Source organism: Streptomyces scabichelini, from assembly GCF_011045015.1.
Classification (GTDB): domain Bacteria; phylum Actinomycetota; class Actinomycetes; order Streptomycetales; family Streptomycetaceae; genus Streptomyces; species Streptomyces scabichelini.
On sequence record NZ_JAAKZY010000223.1, the window covers coordinates 1 to 16,364 of the forward strand.

A 16,364-nucleotide genomic window follows, 5' to 3' on the forward strand; every position below is an offset into this window, starting at 1 on the left:
GCCCTCACCCCCGCCCAAGCCTTCGACGCGCTCTACGCGTTCTGCGCCCCCAGCCTCGTACGGCAGGCGTATCTCCTCACCGGGCGGCGGTGGTTGGCGCGCGAGTCCGTGGAGCGGGCGTTCCAACTGGCGTGGCAGCGCTGGCCGGAGGTGGCGGTCGACCGGGACCCGGCGGGATGGGTACGGGCGGCGGTGTACGAGTACGCGATGTCGCCCTGGCACCGGCTGCGCCTCCGTCACCGGTTCTCGGAGGCGCCGCCCGCCGCCCTGGACGACCGCCGCCTGCTGTCCGTACTGCTGAGCCTGCCGCCCGTGTACCGGCGCACGCTGCTCCTCCACGACGGCCTCGGCATCGGCCTGCCGGAGACAGCGGCCGAGACGGAGGCGAGCACGGCGGCGACGGCGAACCGCCTGCTGCACGCGCGCGAGGCCATCGCCGAACGCCTCCCGGAACTGGCGGATCCACGGGAGCTGCGACGGCGGCTGACGGAACTCGCGAACAAGGAGCGGCTGCGCACGGCGGCGAAACCCCTAAGGGTGCGCTCGGGCAGCGAACGCCGCGCCCGACGCTGGACCCACGCGGCCATCGCCGTCACCACACTGCTCATCGGCACCACGGCCGTCACCCTCACCACGGCCCCGGACCACTACGAGCCTGCGGTACCCCAGGGCGAGAAGATCCACGGCGTCCCGCCCCGAGCGGCCCCCGGCCCGCTCTCGGACACCGAGCAGGAACTACGGGCAAAGCTCAAGTCGGAAGCGGCAAACGGCCCCGAGAGACTGCTCCTGGAAAGCCGCTAGATTCCAGGAAGCCGCTGGGTTCCACGGCGGGAAACGCAAGGTGGGCCCGCCCCCAACAAGGGGTACGAGCCCACCCGACGTTCAACGCAGGAAACCGCTCAGCTCAGGAAACCGTTCAGCCCGCGAGGATCGCGCGCGCCAGCTTCGCCGTCTCCGTCGGCGTCTTGCCGACCTTGACGCCGGCGGCCTCGAGGGCCTCCTTCTTGGCGGCGGCCGTACCGGAGGAACCGGAGACGATGGCGCCGGCGTGGCCCATGGTCTTGCCCTCGGGCGCGGTGAAGCCGGCGACGTAGCCGACGACCGGCTTCGACACGTTGGCCTTGATGAAGTCCGCCGCCCGCTCCTCGGCGTCGCCGCCGATCTCACCGATCATCACGATCAGGTCGGTGTCGGGGTCGGCCTCGAACGCGGCGAGCGCGTCGATGTGCGTCGTACCGATGACCGGGTCACCGCCGATGCCGACGGCCGACGAGAAGCCGATGTCACGGAGTTCGTACATCATCTGGTACGTCAGCGTGCCGGACTTCGAGACCAGGCCGATACGGCCCGGCTTCGTGATGTCGCCCGGGATGATGCCGGCGTTCGACTGACCGGGGGTGATCAGACCCGGGCAGTTCGGACCGATGATCCGCGTCTTGTTGCCCTTCTCGACCGCGTACGCGTAGAACGCCGCCGAGTCGTGGACCGCGATGCCCTCGGTGATCACGACAGCGAGGGGGATCTCGGCGTCGATGGCCTCGACCACGGCGGCCTTGGCGAAGGCCGGCGGTACGAAGAGTACGGAGACGTTGGCGCCCGTCTTCTCGATCGCCTCGGCGACCGTGCCGAAGACCGGGATCTCGTTGCCGTCGATGTCGACGGAGGTGCCGGCCTTGCGCGGGTTCACGCCGCCGACGATGTTCGTGCCGTCGGCCAGCATGAGCTTGGTGTGCTTCATGCCCGTGGCACCGGTCATGCCCTGGACGATGACCTTGCTGTCCTTGTCGAGGAAGATAGCCATGGTGGTCTGAGTCCTCTATCCCTTACTTCGCGGCCGCGAGTTCGGCGGCCTTGTCGGCCGCGCCGTCCATGGTGTCCACGCGCTGGACCAGCGGGTGGTTGGCGTCCGACAGGATCTGACGGCCCAGCTCCGCGTTGTTGCCGTCGAGGCGCACGACCAGCGGCTTGGTGACCTCCTCGCCCTTCTCGGCGAGCAGGGCCAGCGCCTGGACGATGCCGTTGGCGACCTCGTCGCAGGCGGTGATGCCACCGAAGACGTTGACGAAGACCGACTTGACGGCCGGGTCGCCCAGGATGATCTCCAGGCCGTTGGCCATGACCTGGGCGGAGGCGCCGCCGCCGATGTCGAGGAAGTTGGCGGGCTTGACGCCGCCGTGGGCCTCACCGGCGTACGCGACGACGTCGAGGGTGCTCATGACGAGACCCGCGCCGTTGCCGATGATGCCGACCTCGCCGTCGAGCTTGACGTAGTTGAGGTTCTTGGCCTTGGCGGCGGCCTCGAGCGGGTCGGCCGCCTGCTTGTCCTCCAGCGCCTCGTGCTCCGGCTGGCGGAAGTCGGCGTTCTCGTCGAGCGAGACCTTGCCGTCGAGGGCGATGACCTGGCCGGAGGCGACCTTGGCGAGCGGGTTGACCTCGACGAGGAGGGCGTCCTCCTTGATGAAGGTCTCCCACAGCGTCACCAGGATGTCGGCGACCTGGTCGGCGACCTCGGCCGGGAACTTCGCCTGGGCGACGATCTCGCGGGCCTTCTCGATCGAGACGCCCTCATTGGCGTCGACCGGCACCTTCGCGAGGGCGTCGGGGTTCTCCTCCGCGACGACCTCGATCTCCACGCCGCCCTGTACGGACGCCATGGCGAGGAAGGTGCGGTTGGTGCGGTCGAGGAGGTACGAGACGTAGTACTCCTCGAGGATCTCGGGAGCCGTCTCGGCGATCATCACCTTGTGGACCGTGTGGCCCTTGATGTCCATGCCGAGGATGTCCGTCGCGCGGGCGACGGCCTCGTCCGGGGTGGCGGCCAGCTTCACGCCGCCGGCCTTGCCGCGGCCGCCGACCTTGACCTGGGCCTTGACGACGGACTTGCCGCCAAGACGCTCGGTCGCCGCGCGCGCCCCCTCAGGCGTGTCGATGACTTCACCGGCCAGCACCGGTACACCGTGCTTGGCGAAGAGGTCCCTCGCCTGGTACTCGAACAGGTCCACGCGCGTCCGTCCCTATCAGGTATCTCGCGGTTCGTTGTCGTCGTGGGCGTGCCGCGAGGGCAACGTGACTGCGCGGTCACTAGGAGGGCGTGGGCACGGTGGCCAGCACGCGGCATGTCCGTCTCGCAGGTTATCGCCGCTGACGGCGGGGTCGTAAATCGCAGATCACACCTGAGCGGTGATTACGGTCACAGATGCCGGTCCGATGTGGGTCTGATCAGGGCCTCACCAGGCTGGGGTTGGCCCGGTGAGGCCCCTTGAACAGCCCCTGAGGAACGCGCGAACAGCCACTCAGGGGTTGCAGGGCGGGCAGTCCCCACCCCAATGGGGACCACCCCGCCCTATCCGCAGGGTTTCGGCCTGACCGGCCGACGGATTTCGGCCGTCCGGGCCCTGATCCCTGCGGGGTCGGTGGAATGCCGTACGGCCTGCCGACCGGCGAGGCCGGCAGGGCGTACGGCAATCGGTCGGATCGATCGCTCAGACCAGTCGGTGAGATCAGTCCAGACCGATCGGTCAGATCAATCGGTCAGACGCGGTACGGGGAGTCCTGCACGTAGCCCTGCAGGTAGCCGGGAGTGACGGACTCGGCGACGCCCTGGACGCCGGTGGCCGCGTTTCCGACCAGCGGACCGCCGGCGGTCTCGACCGTCCCGGTCAGGTCCTGGGCGAGGGGCGCGGCCTGCCCGGCGACACCGCCCGCGAACGGGGCGACCTCACCGGTCACGCCGTACGCGAAGGGCTGCACATCCCCCGCGACGCCGTACGCCAGCGTCGTGGCACTGCCGCCGACGCCCTGCACTACGGGCTGCGCGTAGCCGACGACGGCGTCCACGACCGGCTGCACGGCCCCGACGACGCCCTCGGCGAACGGCGGCACCTGTCCGGCGACGCCCTGCGCGAACGGGTCGGCCTGGCCCACCACGCCGTACGCGACCGACGGCACCTCGCCCGCGACGCCGCCCGCGAAGGGCTGCACGTCACCCGCGACGCCGTACGCCAGCGCACTCGCGTCCCCCACAGCCTGCCCGGCGACCGGCACCACTCCGTCCACGGCCGTACCGGCGACGGGCGGCAGCACGGAGGCGACGGTCCCGTCGGCGACCTGACCGACGACGCCGTGGGCGTACGGGGCGACATCGCCGACGACGCCGTTCGCGTGCGGGGCGACATCGCCGACTACGCCGTGTGCGTACGGGGCGACGCCGCCCGCGACACCCTGCGCGTACGGGCTGGTGTCGGCGACGACTCCGTCGGCGTACGCCTGCGCGTCGGCCACGACTCCGTACGCCAGCGCGGTCGTGCCGCCGACGGCCTGGCCGGCGACGGGCACGATGCCGTGGACGGCCTGATCGGCGATCGGGGCGACACCGCCGGCCGCCTGACCGGCGACCGGCGCAACGCCGTGGACGGCGGTGGCGGCGACGGGCGGGAGGACGGAGGCGGCGGTCTCGTCGACGACCGGGGTGGCGGTCTGGTGGATGCCCTGGATGGTGGCGGGGATGGCGGTGACGGTGGCCTGGGCCTGGGTGGGGGCGCCGTTCACGGTCTGCCGGGCCGTGGCGATCGTGGTGCCGACCGGGGCGGTCGTCCTGCCCACGGAAGCGACCGTCTTGTCGGCGGTGGCGACCGACCTGCCGGCGGTGGCGACCGTCTGCTGGACCTTGGCCTGGGTGGTGGACGGTACGCCCGCCGCGGCGCGCTGGGTGGCCGCGATCTTCGTCTGCGCGGCGGCGAGAGCCTGCTCCAGCTCCGGCGCGAACGCCGACAGCGGGCCGAAGAGGTAGTCGACCTCTTCCTGGGGACTGCCGGCGTCGGACACGGCGTTCGCCGCCTCGGACTTGGCCTCCTGGGCAGCCGAGACGGCCGTGGACGAGGCGGTCCGCGCGACCTTCTGCGTTGCCTGGTGCGTGGTCCGGTGCGTGGCCTGTCGCGAGAGCAGCTCGCCCTCGACGTACTGGCGGGCCTGGTCGGCCGCCTTCGTCTTCGTGTCGACGGTCGCCTTCGCCTTGACGGACGTACCGGTGACGGCGTCCTGTGCCTCGGCCGTCGTACCGGTGGCGGTGTTCTGCGCCTCGGCGGTCGTGCCTCCGGCGATGTCGGCGACCGTGTCCGTGACGGTGGAGGCGTCGGAGACGTCGCCCTGGACGTCACCGACCACTCCGTCGACGGTGCTGCCGACCGTGCCGACCGCGTCGTCCACGGACAGGGACACATCGGGTACGGAGGCTGTCGACTTGGGCAGCTCGTCCGCGCCGGCGACGGCGGAGCCGAGCGCCCAGGCGCCGGTGACACCGGCGGCTATGACGATGGAACGGCGAATGTTCTTGTGCATGCGTGCGTCAGATCCTTCGGGATACCGAGACTTCGGGACTTCGGGAGTGGGGGGCTTCCGGTGGCGGAAGCGGTGCCGGTTCCGTACCGGTCCGGGGAGTTGGGGACCGGTGGTGACTGACGGCAACGGCTCCGGTCCGGATCCCGTTGGCATGTGTCCGGAGATCGGAGGGATGTCCGGACGGACGGGCAGACCTGTTCCGCCCCCGCGCGGCAGGTCAGCGGGGGAAGGGCTGCCCTAGCCGGGGAATACGGGAATGTCCCGGTACCTGTCCCGGGTCTCGGCCGCGGTCACTGCCGCGGTGGTGCCGGGCATGAGCTTCGGCTGTGCCCGGTTGTCGAACGCGACGGCGTGCGCGTCGCCGTGCCGCGGCGAACCGTTGTCGGCCGCGGAGCCATGCCCCAACGCACCCGTGGGGGCACCCTTGGGCGCCGGGTCCGCGGGCGGCTGCGCGCCCCGCGGGCCCTCGCCGTTGTCGCGTGCACCGGCATCGGGCGCCGCGTGACCGCCGGTGAACTGCGGCCCGTAAGCGCCGGTGTATCCGTCGCCGGACTGCCCTCCGGCGCCATGCCCGGCCGCTGCGCTCTCCTCCGCGGCCCCACCGGGCAGCTGCGGTTCCGAACCGACCGGCAACGTCTCGCCGGGCAGCACGGGCAGCCCCGGCAGGAGCGGAAGGACGGGAAGTCCGGGCAGTTCGGGGAGCTCGGACCGGGGCGGCCACCACGGCGACGCGGGCGGCTCGGCAGGCCCACCGCCCACGACCTGTTCCACCAGGCCGCCGATGGGCCGTACGACTCCATCAGTGGCCGGCCGAACGACGCGCTCGGTGACGGGATGAACGACCTGTTCGGTGACCGGCCGGACAACCCCCTCGGTGACCGGGCGTACGACGCGGTGCACTCCGTCGGTCACCGGTGCGGTCACCTTGTGGACCGGTGCCAGGGGGTCGACAGTGCGGGGGTGGGACGGGGTCTCCGCGCCGGGCTCCGAATCGGGCGTGGCCGCGGCGCCGGACGTGGACGTGCCCGACGAGCGAGACGCGTTCGACTCCGCTGACCGCTGCCCGGTCCACCGCTCCGAACTCGGCCCCTCCGCACGCGGCTTCTCCGCGCCCTTCACCACCGCTCCGACCGAGCGCGTCACAACATGCCCGGCCGAACCCGTGACCGACCGGACGACCTCCGTCGGCCTCACACCCGGAGTCGCACCCTCCGTCGCGTACGCCCGCTCCCCACACAACATCCCGAGCACGAACAACCCGCCGATGAGCAACCCCACTTGCAGCGCACGCCGACCGCCCGCCGTGCGCGTCACGCGCAGAGCGGCACCGGGCAGTGCGGCTGACAGGGTCGACACGGTCAAAAGGGGGAGGGCTTCCCGTGCGGCGGAACGAGGCAGGACGGGGCGGAACACAGCGCACCGTTGAAGTTGCGACGATCCTCGCACGGGAGTGTGGAGGTTGCGCAAGTCCCCCGTTACCGTTGGGCACTCATGTCCGGTTTTCCATGATCCGGCCCATACACGCCCTCTTCACACACCCTCTTTCACCGGCCCGGGCTCCCGGTGTCCGGTATCGGAAGCGGGCGCTTCTCGATCGCCGCCGCCATCACCTCCGGGAAGAGGTCGGGCGTACAGGCGAATGCCGGTGCGTCCAGCGCCGCGAGCGCGGCCGCGTGCTCACGGTCGTACGCGGGCGCCCCTTCGTCGGACAGCGCGAGCAGCGTCACGAACTGCACCCCGGACGCCTTCATTGCCGCGACCCGCTTCAGCATCTCGTTGCGTATGCCTCCTTCGTAGAGGTCGCTGATGAGGACGACCACCGTGTCGGCGGGGCGGGTGATCTGCGACTGGCAGTACGCGAGCGCCCTGTTGATGTCCGTACCGCCGCCGAGCTGGGTGCCGAAGAGGACGTCGACCGGGTCGTCGAGCTGGTCGGTGAGGTCGACGACGGCCGTGTCGAAGACGACGAGCCGGGTGTTGATGGACCGCATCGAGGCCAGTACGGCGCCGAAGACCGACGCGTAGACGACGGACGCCGCCATCGAACCCGACTGGTCGATGCAGAGGATGACCTCCTTCTTCACGGACTGGGACGCGCGCCCGTAGCCGATGAGCCGCTCGGGCACGATGGTCCGGTATTCGGGCAGGTAGTGCTTGAGGTTGGCCGAGATCGTGCGGTTCCAGTCGATGTCGTGGTGGCGCGGCCGGCTGATACGGGCGCTGCGGTCGAGGGCGCCGGTGAGCGTGGCCCGCGTGCGGGTCGCGAGCCGCTTCTCCAGGTTCTCGACCACCTTGCGTACGACGGCTCGTGCCGTCTCCTTGGTCGTCTCGGGCATCGCCTTGTTCAGCGAAAGCAGCGTGCCGACCAGGTGGACGTCGGCCTCCACCGCCTCCAGCATCTCCGGCTCCAGCAACAGGGTGGACAGCCCGAGCCGGTCGATGGCGTCCCGCTGCATGACCTGAACGACGGAGGACGGAAAGTACGTCCGTATGTCCCCCAACCACCGGGCGACGGACGGCGCGGAAGCCCCCAGCCCAGCCGACCGGTCCTTCCCGGCCCGAGCCTTACCGGCCCCGGACGCGGACCCGTACAACGCCCCCAGCGCCCCGTCCATCCCGGCGTCCTGCCCGGCCAGCACGCACCCGGTGCCGTCCGCGTCGTCTCCACCAAGCACCAGCCGCCACCGCCGAAGCCGCTCGTCGGAGGCTCCGGCCCCGTCGGCCGCTCCCCCACTCTCGGCTTCGCTCGAGCGGGGGGACCCCCATGAGCGGGGGGACCCCCATGCCCCGCCCATTGGCCCCGTGCTCATCAGGACACCCCCACAAGGTCGTTGTCGTCGGTGGCATTCGGTTCGTCGAGGCCCAGCAACAGCCGCAGCACCGGCAGGACGGCGTCCGCCCGCTCGGCGTCGAGGTCGGGGGCGAAGCCGGGTATGGCGGAGGCGGTGGCCGCGGCGCTCCCCCGTGTTCCCGGCCCGCGTCGCACCAGCTCGCCCAGGGTGCGGCGCACGCCGGGCTCGTACGCCGAGAAGGTGCGCCGCAGGAGCGGCAGCACATCGGTGAACGCGTCGCCCGGCACCCCGGTCAGCCATGTGTCGACCAGCCCGAGCAACCGCTCGTCGTGCACAAGCAGCATCCCGCCGCCGGAGCCCCCGCCGACGAACCCCTCGATCCACGCCGCCGCATCGCCCGGCAGCGTCCCCGGCGACAGCACGAGCCCCATGAGCCGCGCGGCCTCCCCCTGCTCCAACTCCCCGTCGTCCAGAAGCAGCCGGACAGCCCGTCCCCGGATGACTCCCGGGATGGTGTCGCGCGTGGAGAGCGTTCGCAACACGGTGTGCCAGCGGCCGCGTATGCCGGAGCGAGGGCCCTGGTCGGTGGCTTCGGACGACGCCTCCGTAAGGACCTCCCCCAGCAACCCCACCGCCCCATGCACCGCGTCGACATGTCGCCGCATCTCCTCGGCGGCGTCCGCGTCGAGGGCGGCGCAGGCCGGGGGCAGGCCGACGAAGACGCGCTCGGCGAGGCCCGCGGCGACCTCGGCCAGCGCATGCGTACCCGTGCCGCGTACGTCTCCGTAGCGCAGGGAGCGGACCAGGGCGGGGAGGGCCTGGGCGAGGTGGCCGACGTCCGCGTCCAGGGCCGCGCGGTCGGCGAGGATCCGCATCACCACGGGGAGGGCGTCCGGGAGTTCGGCGAGGAGGCAGCGCTCGGCGAGGGCTGTGACGTCGGCCAGGGCGCGCGCGGCGACGGCGTCCATCTCGGCCTTCGCGGTCGCGGCGGCGAGCACCGTGGTGCCCCACACCCCGGCCTCGGCGACCCGCACCGCCAACTCCGGCTCCCAGCGCAGCCGCCAGGTCTCCCGGAACGTACCCGTGCTCCCCCGCGACTCCGCAGGCGCGCCCCACTCGACGCCCAGGAGCCGCAACCGGTGCAGCAGTCTGCTGCGCTCGGCGTCGTTCTCCTTGCGCAGGTCGAGCTCCAGCTCCCGCTCCAGCGCCTCCGGTTTGAGCCGCAGCCGCCGCTGGAGCCGGGCGAGGTCACGCTGCAACGGAACCGCGGGCGCCGACGCGGGCACCTCGCCCAGTACGTCACCCACGACGAGCCGGTCGTGCACGAGCGAGAGCGGCACATCCGAGCCCTCGCACATCACGGCCCGTACGGCGTCGGTGGTCTCGGTCAGCCCCGGCAACGGCCGGCCCCGCATCGCGGCGAGCGTGTCCGCGAGCCGCACCGCCTCGATGACATGCGCGGACGAGACGATCCGGTCCTCGTCCCGCAGCAGCCCGGCCACCTTCGTCATCCAGCGCTCGATCGGCCGGTCGGGGGCGCTGAACAGATGCCCGTACCAGCCGGGCGAGTCGATCCCCGCGCCGTAACCACTGACCCGCGACAGCCGCCGGTGCGTCCACGGCACCCACGTCATGTCCACCTTCGCCTTGGGCAGGCCCTTGAGCAGCGCCCGGTCGGCGGAGACGGTCGTCTTCCGCCGCAGCGCCGGCACATGCCAGGCCCCGCACACCACGGCGACGTCGTCCCCGAATTCCCGCTGTGCCGCCCGCACTTGGATCCGCATGTACGCCTCCCGCACGAGGTCCCGCTCATGCCCTCCGCTCCCGTACGCCTCCCGCAGCGCCCCCATGGCCTCGCCCAGCACCTCGAACGGTGCGAAGGCGTCCCCGTCCCGCACTCCCCGATGCTCGATCACGTCCTCCCACCACCGCTCGGGGTCGTCGTATCCGGCGGTCTCGGCGAGCACGGCGAGGGGGTCGATCCGGATGGCGTCCCCGGACGCGCCGACGCCCGGCGTCTCCGTTGCCTCCGGTGCCTCGGGCCCACCCGCGTCCGGATCTGCCGACGGGCCGGCCTCGGAGGAACCAGGCGCCTGGTCCGAGTCCGGCGCCTCGTCCTCCCTCCCCCACGCCAACGTATGCGTGGCCGGAAGGTCGATGAAGCGTGCCGGAACGTCATGCTCCAGGGCCCAGCGGATGGCCACCCACTCCGGGGAGAACTCGGCCAGTGGCCAGAACGCCGACCGCCCCGGCTCGTCCACCACATGGGCGAGGAGCGCGACGGGTGGCTGCATGCCCTCGTCGGCGGCCAGCGCGATCAACGCGTCGGCCTCCGGCGGTCCCTCGACGAGCACCACGCGAGGGCGTGCCGCGTTGAGCGCCGCCCGCACAGCCCGCGCCGAACCCGGCCCGTGGTGCCGCACCCCGAGCAGCAAGGGCCCGGAACCGCGCCCGACATCTTCGGCGGCCCGCTCGGCCTCCGGCTGGAATCCGTTCATGCGCTCACCTCCCGGCAGGCCCGGTAGAAGTCCTTCCAGCCGTCGCGCTCGCGGACGACTGCTTCCAGGTACTCCTGCCAGATGACGCGGTCGGCCGCCGGATCACGGACGACGGCGCCGAGGATGCCGGCGGCGACGTCACTCGCGCGCAGGACGCCGTCCCCGAAGTGGGTGGACAGGGCGAGCCCGTTGGTGACGACGGAGATGGCCTCCGCAGTCGACAGCGTGCCGCTGGGCGACTTCAGTTTCGTACGGCCGTCGGCGGTGATCCCGTCGCGCAGCTCGCGGAAGACGGTGACGACGCGGCGGATCTCATCGATGCCGTCGGGCGCGACCGGCAGATCGAGGGAGCGGCCGATCTGGTCGACCCGGCGCGAGACGATGTCGACCTCGGCGTCGGCGCTCTCCGGCAGCGGCAGCACCACCGTGTTGAAGCGGCGGCGCAGGGCGCTGGACAGGTCGTTGACCCCGCGGTCGCGGTCGTTGGCGGTGGCGATGAGGTTGAAGCCGCGTACGGCCTGCACCTCGGACCCCAACTCCGGTATCGGCAACGTCTTTTCCGACAGGATCGTGATGAGCGTGTCCTGTACGTCGGCTGGGATGCGGGTCAGCTCCTCCACACGCGCCGTCATCCCTTCCGACATGGCGCGCATGACAGGGCTCGCCACCAGCGCGTCGCGGCTCGGGCCGTGCGCGAGCAACTCCGCGTAGTTCCACCCGTACCGGATCGCCTCCTCCGGCGTGCCGGCCGTGCCCTGCACGAGCAGCGTCGAGTCACCGCTGACCGCCGCGGCCAGGTGCTCGGACACCCACGTCTTCGCCGTGCCGGGCACGCCGAGCAGGAGCAGGGCCCGGTCGGTGGCGAGGGTGGTGACGGCGACCTCGACGATGCGGCGCGGGCCCACGTACTTCGGCGTGATCACCGTGCCGTCCGGCAGCGTGCCGCCGAGCAGGTACATCGCGACGGCCCACGGCGACATCCGCCAGCGCGCCGGGCGCGGGCGGTCGTCCTGCGCGGCCAGCGCGGCGAGCTCGGCGGCGAACGCGTGCTCAGCGTGCGGCCGCAGCGCCTCGTCTGTTTCCCGTGCGGGCGCGGACGTGGACGGGTCCGCGTGCCCGTTCGCGGGCGCGGACTCGTTCTGGCTCGGGTCGACGGACGTCGGATCGACGGAAACAGGCATGGCTAGGTCCCCCTCCAGCTCGGCCGGGTCGGCCGGTTCGGATCTGGTGTCCACCCTGCACCACGCCACTGACAATGCGCGCTGACCTGCACAAACGTGCTGCCGACGGTCGATTGTCAGTGGTGGGATCTACCTTCGATGACATGACTCAGCAGGGGGTGCGCTGGACTGCGGATCAGGTGCTGGCACTGGCGCCTGACTCCGCGTCACGCAAAGCGGGAAGCAAACTCGGCGCGGCCGGGCCGTGGTCGGAGGCCGGCAGTTCTGACGAGGGGACGGTGTGGGGACTGTGCAGGGGCAGTGGCAGCAAGCCGTATCAGACGGTCATCGACATCGCGGACGCGGCCGGGCCCGCGTACAAGTGCAGTTGTCCGAGCCGCAAGTTCCCGTGCAAGCACGCGCTGGGACTGCTGCTGCTCTGGGCAGGCCACGACGGCACGGACGGCACGGTGCCGCGGGGGCAGGCGCCGGACTGGGCCGAGCAGTGGATAAAGGGGAGAAGACAGCGCGCGGAGGAGAAGCGGACGACGAGCGGGGCATCGGGCGCTTCGGCGGGTGACCTGGAGGCGGCACGGCGCCGGGCGGAGCGGCGTGCCGAGCGGATCACGGCGGGGGCGGCGGAGCTGGAGCAGCGGCTGACCGACCTGCTGCGCGGCGGTCTGGCCGCGGCGGAGCAGGCGGGGTACGGGCTGTGGGAGGAGACGGCGGCCCGGATGGTCGACGCGCAGGCACCGGGACTGGCCGCACGTGTCCGGGAGTTGGGCGCGATCCCCGCCTCCGGCCCCGGCTGGCCGGTCCGGCTGCTCGAGGAGTGCGCTCTGCTCCACCTCCTCGACCAGGGCTGGCTGCGCCGCGAGCGACTGCCGGACGGACTGGCCGCGACGGTCCGTTCGCGGATAGGGCTGCCCGGTTCGGCGGACGGCCCACCGGTGCGCGACCGCTGGCTGGTCCTCGCCCAGTACGACACGGCGGACAGCCGCCTCACGACGCGCCGCATCTGGTTGTATGGATCGGAGTCGGGGCGCACCGTCCTGCTCCTGTCGTACGGGGCGGCCGGCCGCGCACCCGAACTTGCGCTGCCCGTGGGACTGGCCCTCGACGCGGAGGTGTCCGCGTACCCGGGCGCGGGTCAGTTGCGGGTGGCCCTGGGCGAGCAGTTCACGCCTCCGGCGCCCGTTTCACTCCGGCCACCCGGGATGAGCGTGGCGCGGGCGGCGGCCCAGTACGGCGAGGCCCTCCGGGACGACCCATGGCTGGACTCCCACCCGGTGACGCTGGGCCACGTCATACCGACTCCCGACGGCGACTCCTGGCAACTGGCGGACGCCTACAGCGACCTGGCGCTCCCCCTCACCCCGGCCGCCCAGTCCCGCTCCGGCCTGTGGCGCCTGGTCGCCCTGTCGGGCGGAGCCCCGGTCACGGTATTCGGAGAATGCGGCCACCGCGGCTTCACCCCCCTCACGGCATGGCCGGAGGAACCGGGAGAGGCGGTGCCGCTGTGCTGACGATCCCTCTCCACTCTGCAAGGCCCAGCTCGATCGAGTCCGTATGGAAGGGACGCTCATGAACTGGCCGGAGAGCTCCTGGGAGGAGCTCGTGACCGTGGCGTTGCTCGGGACCGAGCGGCGTACGCCGCCGGGGGCGGTGCCCGGGCGGGAGGCACCGGGAGCGCTGCTGGACGCGGCGGCCGTACAGACGGTGCGACGGCGGGCCGGGCTGCGACCCGGGCGGGCGGCGACGCGGTTGGAGCCGGCGGCGGAGGACCCGCGTCCCGCGCTGCCCCGCGCGGCCGCGCGCAGGCTGGCCATGTTGCTCGCCGACCGGCCCGGCACGGGGAGCGGCGGCCGCAGAGGGACGGCGCCCGACCTCATGGAGTTGCTGCCGCAGTGGCTGGCCCTGGCCAACCGGCGCGGGTTCGCGGCACCCCCGGAGATGCTGCCCCCGCTCCTGGACGCGGCAAGGGGACGTACGGATCTGCGGCCGGCTGCTCTGACCTTCGCGGGGCCGCGTGCGCTGTGGCTGGCACGGCTGAACCCGGACTGGCGGTTCGCGCTGCGTGCGACACCGGGCGGTGGCGCCGTGCTGCCCGGCACCGAAGAACCGGAGCGGATAAGGCAGTTGTGGCAGGAGGGCTTGTTCGCCGAGCGGGTGGCGCTCCTCGCGGCGATACGAGCGCACGACGCGGCGGCCGCACGCGAACTGATCGCCACGACCTGGGCGACGGAGCGGGCCGAGGACCGGCTGATGTTCCTCGACTCGCTGCGGACGGGGTTGTGCGCGGCGGACGAGCCGTTCCTGGAACAGGCGTTGGCCGACCGCAGCCGCAATGTGCGGGCCACGGCGGCGGAGTTGCTGTCCGCGCTGCCGGGTTCGGCGCTCGCCGGGCGGATGGCGGACCGCGCCGGGTCCTGCGTGGCCGTCGACCATACGGGCGGCACGCCCACGATCGCGGTCGAGGCGCCGCACGCGTGCGATGCGGGCATGGAACGCGACGGGGTGGTGGCCAAGGCTCCCGCCGGCCGGGGTGAACGGTCCTGGTGGCTGGGCCAGTTGGTCGAGGCGGCTCCGCTCAACACCTGGCCTCGGCGACTCGGCGGGCGTACGCCGGAGGAGATCGTGGCGTTGCCCGTGGCGGACGGCTGGCAGGGCGAGCTGCATGCCGCGTGGTGCCGGGCGGCGGTGCGGCAGCGCGATCCCTCTTGGTCCAGGGCGTTGTTGGGATCACCTTCGGCGCCGGAGGCCGGGGGTCCGGGGGCGGTGTCACTCTCCGAGCGGGCAAAGCTGCTCGGCACGTTGGGGGAGGAGGAGCGGGCCGACTGGGTGGCAGGTTTTATCGCCGTGCACGGCTTGTCCGAGGCGTTTCAGTTGCTCGGGGTGTGCACGGTTCCCTGGGCGGGAGCCTTGGGCCGAGCCGTCGTGGACGCGCTCAACATCGCGCGGGACGCGGGAAGTTATCCCTGGAGCTTCAGCGGAGTCATGGGCTTGGCCGAACGCTGCCTCGACCCGGCGGAATCCGTCCGCCTCGACGCCCTCACAGCCATACCGGAAGAGTCCGAGAACGCGTCGCCCGGTGCCGGCGGCTACTGGGCGGAGTCCTTCCAACGCCTCGTCAGCACGCTGCGCTTGCGCGCAGCCATGCAGACGGAATTGGCGTCCGCCGGTTGAAGGGGGCGCCTAGGGGGTGGTGGGTTGGGTTCGGGGGCGGGTGCGGGCCGTCGTGGGTTGCTCGCGCAGTTCCCCGCGCCCCTTTAGGGGCGCGGGGAACTGCGCGATCAGCCACAAACCACCCGCACCCGCAGACGAACCCCAACCGACCACGAACCCAACCGCCCACCCGCCGGAGGCCTACGTTCCGGCAGGCTGCCGTACATTCGCCCGGACCCAGTCCACGATCGACGCCGTCGTAGCCCCGGGCGTGAAGATTTCGGCGACGCCCTTCTCCTTGAGGGGCGCAATGTCCGCCTCGGGGATGATTCCGCCGCCGAAGACCTTGATGTCCGAGGCGTCGCGCTCCTTGAGGAGTTCGATGACGGCCGCGAACAGCGTGTTGTGGGCGCCGGAGAGAATGGAGAGCCCGATCGCGTCGGCGTCCTCCTGGATCGCGGTATCGACGATCTGCTCCGGCGTCTGGTGGAGGCCGGTGTAAATGACCTCCATGCCCGCATCACGCAGCGCCCGCGCAATCACCTTGGCCCCGCGATCATGGCCGTCGAGCCCCGGCTTGGCCACCACCACGCGAATCGGACCGGCTGCCACACCCATCACTGCTGCCTCCATGAACCGACTACCTCGAACCGACTACCTCGATCTGCACAGAACCGATCCACAGGGAACCGATCCGCAGAAATCCATATCGACCTGTACCGACTGATAACACCTCACGCCGCCGGCGGCGACTCGCACCGGCCGACTCACACCAGCCGGGGAAGTGAACGAACGTTATCGCCAGCATCCCGCAACCGGCAGTTTCGTGGTGGGGACCGAGGGGGAAATCACACGGTGGGACAAGTTCGCCGCGTACCGATTCCGCATCCTGGGGCACATGGGCCGCAGCCGGGCCGGGCGCAAGGGGAGCCACCACGAGGTCGCCGCACCTCCGCGCCATCAGCCGCGCGGCCGGGTGGTGCAGCGCATCGACGATCGCACGACGGGAAGCCTCGTCGTTCCACGGGCGTCACACACGCCGTCCGCGCACTGTCGTTCTCCTCACAGGTGGCTTGCCACGAGGGCAAACGGGGGACAGAGTCGTCCTCCGCGCGCCGCGACAGGAGGTCGACCATGAAGGTCACCAGGGCAGTAATGCCCTTTTTTCCGTTTCTTCCGCTCTGTCAGCGGCTGTTGCCCAGCAGACTGGCCGGACTCTCACTGACTCTCATGAAGGCGACGGCCCTTGAGATCGCGATCCTCGCGGGACATCTGATCCTCTACCCCTCGGGCATCACCCAAGAGCGCCGTCCGGGCGCCGCCCCGGCGGCCCCGGCGGCCCCCGTCCCCAGGCCTCGCTCCGCGCCGGACGACCTCGCCCCCGAGACCGACACGGACCGTGACGCCGAGAC

The 16,364-nt window shown here is 71.8% G+C and carries 11 protein-coding genes and 1 pseudogene; 4 read left to right on the forward strand and 8 right to left on the reverse strand.

Annotated elements, in window-relative coordinates; genetic code table 11:
* Positions 1-801: SigE family RNA polymerase sigma factor (locus tag G5C60_RS41710; RefSeq protein ID WP_165267841.1), on the forward strand; the 801-nt coding region annotated here is incomplete at its 5' end.
* A 115-nt stretch (positions 802-916) separates the two neighbouring features.
* Here the strand turns inward: G5C60_RS41710 and sucD are convergent.
* The 7 genes from sucD to G5C60_RS41745 all read right to left on the reverse strand — a co-directional run bounded on the left by sucD (position 917) and on the right by G5C60_RS41745 (position 11,808).
* Positions 917-1,801, reverse strand: coding sequence for a succinate--CoA ligase subunit alpha (gene sucD, locus G5C60_RS41715; protein ID WP_033329097.1), 885 nt, complete (start codon positions 1,799-1,801; stop codon positions 917-919).
* A gap of 22 nt (positions 1,802-1,823) precedes the next feature.
* The gene (gene sucC, locus G5C60_RS41720; RefSeq protein ID WP_165267843.1) at positions 1,824-3,002 is read right to left on the reverse strand and encodes an ADP-forming succinate--CoA ligase subunit beta; all 1,179 of its coding nucleotides are present in this window, start codon (positions 3,000-3,002) and stop codon (positions 1,824-1,826) included.
* A 529-nt stretch (positions 3,003-3,531) separates the two neighbouring features.
* Positions 3,532-5,337 (reverse strand): ribonuclease E domain-containing protein, encoded by a 1,806-nt coding sequence (locus G5C60_RS41725; RefSeq protein ID WP_165267845.1) that lies wholly within the window; start codon positions 5,335-5,337, stop codon positions 3,532-3,534.
* Between the two features lie 237 nt (positions 5,338-5,574).
* Complete coding sequence (locus G5C60_RS52700) at positions 5,575-6,693, reverse strand: hypothetical protein (RefSeq protein WP_338146078.1); 1,119 nt, start codon at positions 6,691-6,693, stop codon at positions 5,575-5,577.
* A 188-nt stretch (positions 6,694-6,881) separates the two neighbouring features.
* Positions 6,882-8,015: a vWA domain-containing protein gene (locus G5C60_RS41735; protein ID WP_165267853.1), complete on the reverse strand. Its 1,134-nt coding sequence runs from the start codon at positions 8,013-8,015 to the stop codon at positions 6,882-6,884.
* 131 nt (positions 8,016-8,146) lie between these two features.
* Positions 8,147-10,627, reverse strand: coding sequence for a DUF5682 family protein (locus tag G5C60_RS41740; RefSeq protein ID WP_165267847.1), 2,481 nt, complete (start codon positions 10,625-10,627; stop codon positions 8,147-8,149).
* Positions 10,624-11,808: an ATP-binding protein gene (locus tag G5C60_RS41745; protein ID WP_165267855.1), complete on the reverse strand. Its 1,185-nt coding sequence runs from the start codon at positions 11,806-11,808 to the stop codon at positions 10,624-10,626. The genes G5C60_RS41740 and G5C60_RS41745 overlap by 4 nt, the downstream gene beginning before the upstream one ends.
* Positions 11,809-11,951: 143 nt before the next feature.
* On the opposite strand from G5C60_RS41745, the gene G5C60_RS41750 reads away from it, so the two are divergent.
* Positions 11,952-13,313, forward strand: coding sequence for an SWIM zinc finger family protein (locus tag G5C60_RS41750; protein WP_165267849.1), 1,362 nt, complete (start codon positions 11,952-11,954; stop codon positions 13,311-13,313).
* A gap of 58 nt (positions 13,314-13,371) precedes the next feature.
* Positions 13,372-14,973 (forward strand): DUF5691 domain-containing protein, encoded by a 1,602-nt coding sequence (locus G5C60_RS41755; protein ID WP_206440641.1) that lies wholly within the window; start codon positions 13,372-13,374, stop codon positions 14,971-14,973.
* 180 nt (positions 14,974-15,153) lie between these two features.
* Here G5C60_RS41755 and G5C60_RS41760 read toward each other — a convergent pair whose 3' ends face one another.
* On the reverse strand, positions 15,154-15,570 hold the full coding sequence (locus tag G5C60_RS41760) for a coenzyme B12-dependent isobutyryl CoA mutase small subunit (protein WP_165267857.1): 417 nt from the start codon (positions 15,568-15,570) through the stop codon (positions 15,154-15,156).
* 516 nt (positions 15,571-16,086) lie between these two features.
* Here G5C60_RS41760 and G5C60_RS52705 point away from each other — a divergent pair.
* Positions 16,087-16,364: pseudogene (locus G5C60_RS52705) on the forward strand (hypothetical protein); the annotation flags it as partial.